This window comes from Streptomyces thermovulgaris (assembly GCF_002155915.1).
Taxonomy (GTDB): domain Bacteria; phylum Actinomycetota; class Actinomycetes; order Streptomycetales; family Streptomycetaceae; genus Streptomyces; species Streptomyces thermovulgaris.
On the sequence record NZ_MUME01000338.1, the window covers coordinates 1 to 10151 of the forward strand.

A 10151-nucleotide genomic window follows, 5' to 3' on the forward strand; every position below is an offset into this window, starting at 1 on the left:
AAGGACGCCGGTCACGGCGGTCCTGTGCGCGGGAACCGCTTGACGGGCGCCTTGTCGTGCTGTTCAAGTAGTCGCATGAATGCCCAGCAGCGCTTGGTCACGCGCGACCACACCCGACCGAAGTCGATGTGGTCACGGGTGACCAGGCGCTGCTCGGCATGCATGCGACCAATTGAGCAGGACATCCGATGTCCCGTCAACCATGTTCGAATGCCGGACCGTTGGTGAGCGATTCCTGTGTGTGACGGGCACACGGGCGTGGTGCGTCCGCATGTATGCGGGACGGGTCGGTTCTGTCCGTGCGCTGTCGGCCTCGCTCCCCGTTCTCCGCCCCTGAGCCCGTCCGCGGAGCCGCGTTCCCCATATTTCCTATCGATTTACTGGGAAAGTATTGACGACCCTCTCACCGGGTGCGCAGGATGATGCGCATGCCCCCCACGCAGCAGCGGCTCGTTCGTCGCCGACACGTCGACTTCGGCCACGTCGTCAGTGCCGCCTGTTGTCGTGCGTAGGTGCGCGGCTCGTACGGTGCACGTGCCGTTCCGTTCCTTCTTCGCCTCCCGGGTGATCAGGTGCTCCCCGCACATCACGCCGCCTGACGGCCCGGCATCCCTCTGAAGGACGACCGTCGTGGCCACGGTGCTTCCGGCCCAGGCCACTCCCCCCGGACTCATGACCTCTCGACAGGCGCCCCTCCGCTTCGTGAGCGTCGTCGGTCCCATGCGCCGCGCGGCAGAGGCAGGCGGCCGTAAGCCCGGTTCTGTCCCCGGTCTCGTCCGCCTTGTGCGTCCGTACCGCGAGCCGGGTGCGGCTCCGCCGGCAAGAGAACCAAGAGAACCCCGACACCACGCCTTGTCGCCGATCCCGAGGAGACCATCATGGGCGTTGCCACCGTGTCGTCCGACTCCGTCTCGGAGTCCGACCGGGTCGGGCCCGGCCGTGCGCACTGGCTGCGTGTGGCCCGCGAGACGGCGGACGACCTGGCCACGGACGCGGTGGCCCGGGAGCAGGCGGGCAAGACCCCGTTCGACGAGGTGTCCCGGTTGCGTGAGGCGGGTCTGCTGACCCTCCTCGTACCGGCCGAGCTCGGAGGAGGCGACGCGGACTGGCCCACGGCCTACGCCGTCGTCCGGGAGATCGCCGCGGCCGACGGCGCGATCGGCCAGCTGCTCGGCTGTCACTTCTTCCTGTCGTGGAGCGCCCGGTTCTTCGCCGAGCCCTCCCTCGCCGATCGCATCGAGCGGCAGTCCGCGGCCGGGCAGTGGTGCTGGGGCGGTGGTCTGGCCCGTCAGGAACCGCCGCTGACGCTGACCGAGACGGCCGGCGGCCCGGTGCTCGACGGCCGGCAGAGCTACGCCACCGGGGTGCTGGTCGCCGACCGCCTGGCGGTGCGGGCCGTACGGGCCGACACCGGCGAGCCGCTCGCCGTCGTCGTCGATCCTTCCTGTCCCGGTGTGGGGATCGACGGCGACGCCGACACCTTCGGCCAGCGGCTCGCGGCCGGCGGAAGCGTGGAGTTCGACGCCGTACCGGTCGCCGCCGACGCCGTGCTCGGCTCCCTGTCCGTGGACGAGGACGTCCTGTCGCCCCTGGTCGCCCTGGCGTCGCCGGTCGGGCGTCTCCTCTCCGTCCACCTCCGGCTCGGCATGGCCGAGGGAGTGCTCGCCGAGGTCCGCGAGTACAGCCGGGCGGGCCGTCTGATCGGGCATCCCGCCCGGCCGGCCGTCTCTCCCGAGGACCCGCAGGTGCTGTCCGCCTACGGGGAGCTCACCGTCCTCACCCGCGCCGCGTCCGCGCTCACCGATCAGGCGAGGGAGGCCGTGCACGGCGGGCTGACCCGTGGCGAGGAGCTCACCTACGACGAGTACGCGGAGATCTCCGTGCTCGTGTCCATGGCCGAAGCCGCCACCGCCAGGGCCGTACGGGAGTCCGCCGACCGTGCCCTCGACCTCATCGGCGCCTGCGCGGCGTCCTCGCATCTGGGCTTCGACCGCTTCTGGCGCAATGCCCGGACCCACACCCTGTACGAGCCCGTCACCCACCGGCTCCACGACGTCGGGAACTACTTCCTCAACGGCGCGCATCCTCCGTTCGTCCTGCCGGTCTGACCATGCGGTGCCGCCCGGTTCTCCCGCCCCGGCCGGGCACGAGCGGTGTGCGCCACGCGCCCCCGCGTCCGGGTGGTCGGCGACGGCGTTCCGGCCGGCCTCGTCGAGGGGGACGGTCGTCTCGCCGAGAGGGACGACGTGTCCTCCGTCCCCGCCGCGGCCCGAATCCCGCCGCCGTCGGCAGCGGACATCGGCCGAAACCGTACGGGATAATGCGCACATGCGGATTTCGGCCAGGGCGGACTACGCGATACGTGCCGCACTGCAGCTCGCCGCGTCGCCGGACGGCGGGCCGCTGAAGGCCGAAGCCATCGCCGACGCACAGGACATCCCGCACAAATTCCTCGAAAGCATTCTGAACGACATGCGCCGGGGCGGTCTCGTCCTCAGCCGGCGCGGCGGCAACGGCGGCTACCGGCTGGCCAAGCCCGCCGAGTCCATCAGCATCGCCGATGTCATCCGCGTCGTGGACGGACCGCTGGTCTCGGTGCGCGGTGTCCGCCCTCCGGAGCTGTCCTACACCGGCCCCGCCGAGTCGTTGCTGCCCCTGTGGATCGCCCTGCGGTCCAATGTGCGCGAGATCCTCGAGGGCGTGTCGCTCGCCGATGTCGCATCGGCCCGGCTGCCCGCCCGTGTGTCCGCGTTGACCAGCGCTCCGGAGGCCTGGACGAACCCCTGACGTGCCGGCGCCGGGCCGTTCACGGTCGGTCCCACGGAGGCGTCATGGCCGTGTCGCGTGTATGGGCGCCTTCTTGGGGTGGCCTGGGGGGATGGTCCTGGGGTGGAGGCCCGCCTTCTGCCGCAGTCCCTGACGACCAGGCAGGGGAACCGCTGATCCTTCTGCCCTCCGGGCGCCCTGTGGTGGTGGATCCGTGGTGGCCGCCGCGCTCCGGGACGTCCGCCGGTGCCGTGTGCCAGCGGAATGACAGCGGGATGCCAGCGGGAGACGTGCCGAACGGTGAGCGGGGGCCGGTGCAATGGTCCCGTACCCCACACGGCGGAGGCCGTCAAAGGCCCGTCGGCCACGGCGGTCCGCCCCGATTCACCGGGAGGCATCATGAACAAGGACCTGAGCACTCTCGCGGACGAGATCCTCGAGCTCGAGGCCGAGACCTTCGAGATCTCCGACTACTCGGACGCCAGCGAGGTCGTGCTGGCCGGCTGCACCAGCACCAGCTCCACCTCGACCTCCAGCTCCACCTGCAGCACCACCTCCTGCTCCGCCTGACCCGACCGTCCGGCGCGGCAGCGCCCGGCCGGTTCCCCCTCCCCCGGGAGGCGGGAGCCGGCCGGGCCTTTGCCATGCCCTGAACCGGCCAACGCGGAAGAATGCCGCGTACTCATGTGCACCGCCTTCCGCGAGGCCGAACGCGATCCGCCCCGTGCAGCTGCACGGGGCACGGGGCCGTGCATGCCGACGGGGCCGTGCGTGCTGCGGACCAGCCCGTCGGCGGGCTGTTCATGCCGCCGCTGGGTCCCGTCGCCGACCACTACGGTCCACGAGGCGCACTCGTCGTCCTCGCGTCCGTCACGGTGATCGCGACCGTGGTGTCCATGGCCCTGCGCGAACCGGCCAGTGCACCGGAACCGCCCAAGGACCCCCAGTGCCCCGGAACCGCTCAAGGACCCGACGGCCACAGCAGCTTGACCGGTTCCTCGGCGGTCGGACACGGCAGCCGGCACCCGGCGAGCACCACCGGTCATGTCCGCCGCAGTCCGCGGCTCCTGCGCATCGGCAAGGTCCCTGTCCCGAATGACCGCCCGCCTGAACTGCCGCATGACGACGCACATCCGCCATGAGCCGGTCGCTCCGACGCGCACCCGGCAGCTGACGTCCGGCGGCACGATCGACGCCCAGCGGCACGACGGCCACCAGACCGTCTGCGCCGGCCGGAGCGTACTGGTCGTCACCACCAGCGCGGGCTCCCGGGTCGCCCCGGGCAATCGCGCCATCCGGGTACCGGCCGGCACCGTCCACGCCCGCCAGGCCCACGGGGAACTCGACCTCCACCTGGTGGGCCTGCCCGCGGCCGACAGGCGCACTCTCGCCGAACCGGGCCGCCAGGTCGGCGCGAGCGGCCACATGCTGTCCCGGCTCTTCCGCAGCGAGCTCGGCATGACCTTCCCCCAGTGGTGCACCCAACTGCGGCTCCGGCACGCACTGGTCCTCCTGGCGGAGAGGGAATCGGTGACCGCGGTGGCACACCGGTGCGGCTGGTCCTCGGCCAGTGCGTTCATCGACGTCTTCCGGCGCACCTTCGTGCCATGCACCGGGCTCCCACCCGACCGATTGACCGCGATTGACCGGTCTGCGGTGCGCTCGGAAGAAGAAGGCGTCCTGGAAAGTGCTCCACGCGTCCGCCGTCCGGGCCGATGATGTGCTGTTCCTGGCCTTCGAGGGCCTGGACGGCTGGACACTGCACCGGTTCCGTCGGACCGGGTCCACGGTTCGACCGGCGGCCACCGCCTGCTCTTCGGTCTTCGTGCCGCTGTGATCATCGGGGGCCGTCCCCGTCTCCGGCCCGTCCCGGACCGCCCCCGGCCTCTCCGACCTTTCGGACGGGGTCAGTTGTCCCGAAGGAAGGCCTCGGCTCGGTGTCGGAGCTCCCGGCCGATGCTGCCGGCAGCGGGATCGGCCGGCCGGGGACGACCGACCTGGTCGGGTGGCGGGAAGTGGGTCAGGTCGCCGCGCTCGCGGTGCTCTCCGGGGCACCGTCGGCCGGAGCGCCGGAGGGTTCCGCCACCGGAGGGCTGTTGCGCGTCAGCAGCAGCGACAGGACCGCGACGAGGGAGCAGCCGGCCATGCCGATGAACAGCGGCGTGGCGGTGTCCTTGCCGCCCAGGCCCACCAGCGGGGCGAGCACGGCGCCGAGGACGCCCTGCAGGGTGCCGAGAACGGCGGAGCCGGTTCCGGCGGCGTGGGGGCCCCGCTCGATGGCGAGGGCGGTCGCCGTGCCGAAGACCTGGCCGAGGCCGAGGAAGCCGATGCCGATGAGCGAGAGCGCCAGGACGCGGTCGAGCCGTCCGGCCAGGGTGACCAGCAGGGCGGCAGTGGTCGCGGCCAGCAGGGCGGTCAGGCCGACGCGCAGCAGGAGGCCGGGGGCGTAGGTGCCGACGAGCTTGGTGCTGACCGTGCTGGAGACCGTGGCGGTCAGGGCGCCGACGGAGAAGGCGATGGACGCCTCGCCGACGCTGAACCCGAGGACGTTCTGCAGCAGGAACGGCGATCCCGCGATGTAGCAGAACAGCGCGCCGCAGCCGAAGGCGAAGGCGAGCGTGTAGCCGACGTAGGCGCGGTCGGTGAGCACGGAACGGGCGGCCTGCGAGGTGGCCGCCATGCCGTCGGCGCGGCGCCGCTCCTTGGGGAGACTCTCCGGGATGAAGGCCAGGGCGGCGAGGAACGTCAGCAGCGAGACGCCGGCCAGGACCCAGAAGACGCCGCGCCAGCCGCCCGCGTCGTCGACCACGGCGCCGCCGGCGAGCGGGGCGGCGATCGGCGCGATGCCGCCGAGCGCCATCAGCACGCCGAACAGCCGGGCCGCGGCGGCGCCGGAGGCGACGTCGGCGACGACCGCGCGCCCCACGACGAGGCCGGCCGCGCCGGAGAAGCCGGTGACGAAGCGGAGCACGATGAGCACGGAGAGATTCGGGGCGACCGCGCACAGGGCCGTGGCCACGGTGCACACGGCGGCGCCGACGAGGATCGGGGTGCGCCGCCCGTACCGGTCGGACAGCGGTCCGAGGACCAGCTGGCCCGCCGCCGTGCCGATCAGGAACGAGGTGAGGGTGAACTGCACGCCGGAGGCGTCGGTGTTCAGCTCGTCGGCCATCCGGGGGAAGGCCGGGAGGTACATGTCCGTGGCGAGCGGCATCACGAAGGACAGCAGGGCGAGTGCCGCGGTGAGCGTCACCGTCGGTAACGCCGATGTGGTCTGCCCCTGCCCGGGGGACGGTGTGGACATCGCGTGCTCCTGAGGGACGGCCATGAGGGTTTCGAGATAGTTATATATCTATAGCCATTGCTACTGTCGAACCATGACAGCGACCGATGCGGAAGGCGACGCAGTCCTGCTGCGTGAGGCGAGGGAACTCACTCCCGTCCTGTACGCGCTCGGGCGCGTCCTGCGACTGCGCGGCGTGGACGAGGCCGGGCTGGTGCCGCTCCCGCCGTCCGACCTCGAGGTGCTGCGCCATGTGCTGGAGTCGCCGGGCATCGGTGTCGGGGCCGTCGCCCAGGATCTGGGCCTGCACGCCAGCAACGTCAGCACCACCGTGCGCGGACTGGTGGCCCGGGGACTGGTCCGCCGGGAGCCGGATCCCGACGACCGCCGCGCGGTCCGGCTGTATCCGACGATGGGCGCCGTGCAGGGCATGGCCAGGATCGAGCAGGCGTGGGCGGAGATCTTCGCCGACTCCCTGGCGACGCTCTCCCCTGCCCAGCGGGACGCCCTCAGGACCGCCGCACCAGCCCTGAAGGCGCTCGCGACGGCCCTCAAGGAACAGCGCAAAGCGTCCCGCGGCTGAGAGGCCGCGCCCGGGAGCGGGGTGCCGCGTCCCAGGGCCGGGGTGCGTCAGGAAGCCCTCGGGCGGGGCAGCAGGTCCGCCGCCCACTCGGAGTGCCGGCGGGACGGCGGCGGAGGACGTGCCTGACGATGAGCGGGGGTCGGTGCAGCAGCGGCCGGCCGGCTCTCTCCGTCAGAAGGCGGGCGTCGGCCGGGCCTTCGCCGTGTTCCGAACCGGCCGACGCCGAGACCCGCTCGTGAGAGCGCCGGAGCGCAGGTCGGAGCATGACGAAGACACCTATTTCTCTTTGCCTCCGGTTCTTCCCGCAGAGGGTTTGCAGAGGGTTCGCAAAGGGTTCTTCCCCCGGGCCGCGAACGAGCCGGGCCGGCGCCTGGAGTCCTGACCGCTCAGGCGGCCTTCGAGCTGGTTTCGCTCCGGGTGAGGACGATGTCGAGGCGGTGGGCCCGGTAGAAGATCAAGAGCCACGCGGAAGGCAGCTGGAGCCAGAGCAGGGCGAGGCTCGCCACGAAGAACGCCTCGTCGACCGGCGTGTCCGAGCCGGCGGCCCATGAGGCAACGCCGGCGCAGAGCAGCAGTACACCGAGGTAGGCACCCCCGTCGATCAGCGGAACCCGCCACAGCGGCATCGGGTCGGTGAAGCGGCGGATCAGAGTGAGGGTGAGGGTGGTTGCCGCAGCGAAGACCAGCTGCCACGGATTCTTGATCCAGAACGATGTCCAGGAGCCGAGACTTCCCGCCCACGCGGACCAGAAGAGACCGACCGCGGCTCCGGTCAGCAAGGATCCGAGGGTGACGGCCAGCGCATAGGAGGCGGCGCTTCGCCAGGCGACGGTCATGTCAAGCTCCCCGTGATGCGTGGCGGCCCCGGGCAGGGGCACGCCCTCTGCGGCCAGTCTCCTCTGCGTCCCGGAGGAGCGGGGAGGCGGGGCCGGCAGGAAGGCAATCATGACACTCAGGTAACTCGCTGGTAAACAAGGAGAGTTGATCGGCCGTTCCTTCCGACGGGCAAGTACGACCTGCGTCCCGGGCGGCTGCGGGACCGGTTCGAGGGCGTGATCCTGCAGTTCAGGGCAGGCGCTCCATGGCTGGAGACGCCAGGTGAGTTCGGGCTCCGGCCGGTCTGGACCCCACGACCGCTCGTGCTCGTCCTGGCGCCGTCAAGATGCTTGTCGGCCAGGGCGTCATGAAGGTCCTGGCGAAAGTCGCGCCGAACAGGAGCGGACTCGGCACGGCCGTTGCCGGCCTTCACCGTGACCGCAACGCTGTCGAGTAATTGATCAACACCGGCTGGAGGGGCCGGCGCGACATCGCCGCACGCCGGAAAAAGAAGCCCGCGCGCCGCCTCGCCGACCTCGAACTCCACGCCTCGATGATCTGGGCGGAGATCTCCTGCAAACAGCCGGTTGATCCTGCGTCGCACAGCCTCTGACGCCCTCTCGGACACGTCCGTTCGGTACGGATGCCCACGGGTGGCTTTTACCTGTAACGATGCTTTCTGGACAGCTATTTGATGAACTATCGGTGTCTGAAACCCGTCCCTCAGGTATTTCACAGCATCCCTCTTGACCCGCCATCTACGCCGGTAGACACTCACCACTGCTGCAAGACCGAATGTTTTCGCGCAGAAAGCCTTCACACGTGCTCCGTCCTGCCCGTACCGGGGGCGGACAGGGTCCTGTGTGAGCCACCGCCCCCACCAGGGGCAGCCACGGCACCAGGACACTGCGTCCCGAGGTGTCGTGGCGGGCCGGTCCGGCAGGTGTTCGACGGTCAACGGGGGAACTCGGTGCGTTTTCAGTTGCTCGGCCCGCTCAGCATCACCGACGGGCGTGACGTGGTCGTCCTGCCACCGTCCAAACCGACGTCGTTGCTGGCGGCCCTGCTGGTCCGCCCGGGCGAGGTGGTCTCGACCGACCGTCTCCTGCAGGCCGTCTGGGGGGAGAAGCAGCCGGCGACGGCGAAGGCGGCTCTGCAGAGCTGCGTCCTGCGGTTGCGCCGTCTCTTCGCGAAGTACGACATCGAGGAGCAGGCGGTGGTCGCGGTCGCCGGGGGCTACCGGCTCCCGGCCGACGCCGACACCCTGGACCTGCTGCACTTCCGCCGTCTGGTGTCCGAGGCTGCCGGGGCCGGAGAGTCCGAACTCCCCTTGCTGCGCACGGCACTCGACCTGTGGCAGGGTCCGCTTCTCGCCAACGTCCCCTCCGAGCTCCTGCACCGCGACGAGGTGCCCCGGCTGGTCGAGGAGCGTCTGCGCGTGCTGGAACGTATCTGCGAGATCCAGCTGGCCCAAGGACGATGTCGCGAGGTCCTGGTGGACCTCTGGGAGGCCACCCGGGCCCATCCCCAGCACGAAGGATTCGCCGCCCAGTTGATGCGGGCGCTCTACCGGACGGGGCGGCAGATCGAGGCGCTGGCCGAGTACCGGAGGATCAGAACGTACCTGCGGGAGGAGCTCGGCGTCGACCCGGGCGCGGAGCTGCAGCGCCTGGAACTGGCCATCCTGCGCGGCGACGAGCCCCGTGACCCGGTCCTCGAGCCCGCGTCGCTCGCGCCGGCACCGCAGGCAGCGCCGGCGCCGCAGACACCGCACAGGGCACCCGCGGCGGACGACGCCACGGCCGACGACGGCGCAGGACGGCACGAACGCGCCGCGCCGGCCGGAGCCGCTCCGGCCGGCGGTACCCATCCGTCCCCGGATCCAGCCCACCCTCCGGGCCCCCGGCTGCCCCGCGTCCCCGGGTTCACCGGGCGCACCCGCGAGACCGCCGACCTGGTGAGCCGCCTGGAGAGCGGCGGCCGGGAGGACGGGCGGGCGGACACCGCCCCGGTGATCGCGGTGATCTCCGGAGGCCCCGGGATGGGCAAGACCGCGCTGGCCCTGCACGCCGCGCGGCTGGTGGCGGACCGGTATCCCGCGGGCGGTGTGCTGCTGCCGCTGACCAGGGCCGACGGTACGCCACGCCCCCTCGACGAGGCCGCCGCCGAGCTGCGCTCCACGCTCCCCTCCGGCGCTTCCCGCGGGGCGTGCCTGGTGATCCTCGACGACGTCGTGCACCCGGACCAGGTGCGCGGGCTGCTCGACCTGACCGGCTGCGGCGCCGTCGTCGTCACCAGCCGCATGGGGCTGGCCGCCCTGGTCGCCACGCACGGCCCCGCGGTGCTGCAACTGGGCGCCCTGTCGCCGCAGGAGTCCCACGCGCTGCTCACCTCCGTCCTGGGGCAGGAGCGGGTGGCGGCCGAGGACACGGCCGCCCGTGCCCTCGCGGATCTGTGCGGGCACGTTCCGCTGGCCCTGCGGATCGTCGCCGCCCGGCTGCTGACCCGGCCGAAGCTGCGTCTGGCGGACTACGCCGCGTGGCTGCGACGGGACCTGCCCGCCCGGCTGGCGCTGCCCGACGACCCCCGGATGTCCGTGCCCCTGGCCCTCGACGGGGCCCTGGACCGGCTGCCCGCCCCGCTGGCCGACGCGCATCTGCGGCTGGCGCGGCTGGACGGGCGGATCACCGTGCCGGACGCGGC

At 71.8% G+C, this 10151-nt stretch carries 9 protein-coding genes and 1 pseudogene; 7 read left to right on the forward strand and 3 right to left on the reverse strand.

Annotation, left to right across the window (positions count from 1 at the left end; all coding sequences use genetic code 11):
• Nucleotides 1–11: 11 nt before the first annotated feature.
• Nucleotides 12–164, reverse strand: coding sequence for a hypothetical protein (locus CCN35_RS28480; protein WP_158100429.1), 153 nt, complete (start codon nucleotides 162–164; stop codon nucleotides 12–14).
• A gap of 714 nt (nucleotides 165–878) precedes the next feature.
• Between CCN35_RS28480 and CCN35_RS23235 the strand changes: the two genes are divergently transcribed.
• The 4 genes and pseudogenes from CCN35_RS23235 to CCN35_RS23250 all read left to right on the forward strand — a co-directional run bounded on the left by CCN35_RS23235 (nucleotide 879) and on the right by CCN35_RS23250 (nucleotide 4402).
• Nucleotides 879–2108: an acyl-CoA dehydrogenase family protein gene (locus CCN35_RS23235; RefSeq protein ID WP_086794203.1), complete on the forward strand. Its 1230-nt coding sequence runs from the start codon at nucleotides 879–881 to the stop codon at nucleotides 2106–2108.
• A 220-nt stretch (nucleotides 2109–2328) separates the two neighbouring features.
• Nucleotides 2329–2787 carry an RrF2 family transcriptional regulator gene (locus CCN35_RS23240; RefSeq protein WP_067398558.1) on the forward strand — a complete coding sequence of 153 codons (459 nt, stop codon included), beginning with the start codon at nucleotides 2329–2331 and terminating at the stop codon, nucleotides 2785–2787.
• 378 nt (nucleotides 2788–3165) lie between these two features.
• On the forward strand, nucleotides 3166–3336 hold the full coding sequence (locus tag CCN35_RS23245) for a thiazolylpeptide-type bacteriocin (RefSeq protein ID WP_031128743.1): 171 nt from the start codon (nucleotides 3166–3168) through the stop codon (nucleotides 3334–3336).
• A gap of 549 nt (nucleotides 3337–3885) precedes the next feature.
• A pseudogene (locus CCN35_RS23250) lies at nucleotides 3886–4402 on the forward strand (AraC family transcriptional regulator).
• A gap of 384 nt (nucleotides 4403–4786) precedes the next feature.
• Here CCN35_RS23250 and CCN35_RS23255 read toward each other — a convergent pair.
• Entirely contained in the window at nucleotides 4787–6070 is a 1284-nt protein-coding gene (locus CCN35_RS23255) for a multidrug effflux MFS transporter (protein WP_086794205.1), read from the reverse strand.
• A gap of 73 nt (nucleotides 6071–6143) precedes the next feature.
• Between CCN35_RS23255 and CCN35_RS23260 the strand changes: the two genes are divergently transcribed.
• Nucleotides 6144–6632, forward strand: coding sequence for a MarR family winged helix-turn-helix transcriptional regulator (locus tag CCN35_RS23260; RefSeq protein ID WP_079129966.1), 489 nt, complete (start codon nucleotides 6144–6146; stop codon nucleotides 6630–6632).
• A 386-nt stretch (nucleotides 6633–7018) separates the two neighbouring features.
• On the opposite strand, the gene CCN35_RS23265 is transcribed toward CCN35_RS23260, so the two are convergent.
• Nucleotides 7019–7468: a hypothetical protein gene (locus CCN35_RS23265; protein ID WP_067398563.1), complete on the reverse strand. Its 450-nt coding sequence runs from the start codon at nucleotides 7466–7468 to the stop codon at nucleotides 7019–7021.
• 437 nt (nucleotides 7469–7905) lie between these two features.
• Between CCN35_RS23265 and CCN35_RS28485 the strand changes: the two genes are divergently transcribed.
• Together CCN35_RS28485 and CCN35_RS23270 are read left to right on the forward strand one after the other, a co-directional pair.
• Nucleotides 7906–8061: a hypothetical protein gene (locus tag CCN35_RS28485; protein ID WP_158100430.1), complete on the forward strand. Its 156-nt coding sequence runs from the start codon at nucleotides 7906–7908 to the stop codon at nucleotides 8059–8061.
• A 357-nt stretch (nucleotides 8062–8418) separates the two neighbouring features.
• Nucleotides 8419–10151 (forward strand): AfsR/SARP family transcriptional regulator (locus CCN35_RS23270; RefSeq protein ID WP_086794208.1); only part of this gene is annotated, 1733 nt, incomplete at its 3' end.

Coding starts and splice junctions, on each gene's coding strand:
- CCN35_RS28480 (WP_158100429.1), bottom strand. CDS start 164: ATGCATGCCGAGCAGCGCCTGGTCACCCGTGACCACATCGACTTCGGT.
- CCN35_RS23235 (WP_086794203.1), top strand. CDS start 879: ATGGGCGTTGCCACCGTGTCGTCCGACTCCGTCTCGGAGTCCGACCGG.
- CCN35_RS23240 (WP_067398558.1), top strand. CDS start 2,329: ATGCGGATTTCGGCCAGGGCGGACTACGCGATACGTGCCGCACTGCAG.
- CCN35_RS23245 (WP_031128743.1), top strand. CDS start 3,166: ATGAACAAGGACCTGAGCACTCTCGCGGACGAGATCCTCGAGCTCGAG.
- CCN35_RS23255 (WP_086794205.1), bottom strand. CDS start 6,070: ATGTCCACACCGTCCCCCGGGCAGGGGCAGACCACATCGGCGTTACCG.
- CCN35_RS23260 (WP_079129966.1), top strand. CDS start 6,144: ATGACAGCGACCGATGCGGAAGGCGACGCAGTCCTGCTGCGTGAGGCG.
- CCN35_RS23265 (WP_067398563.1), bottom strand. CDS start 7,468: ATGACCGTCGCCTGGCGAAGCGCCGCCTCCTATGCGCTGGCCGTCACC.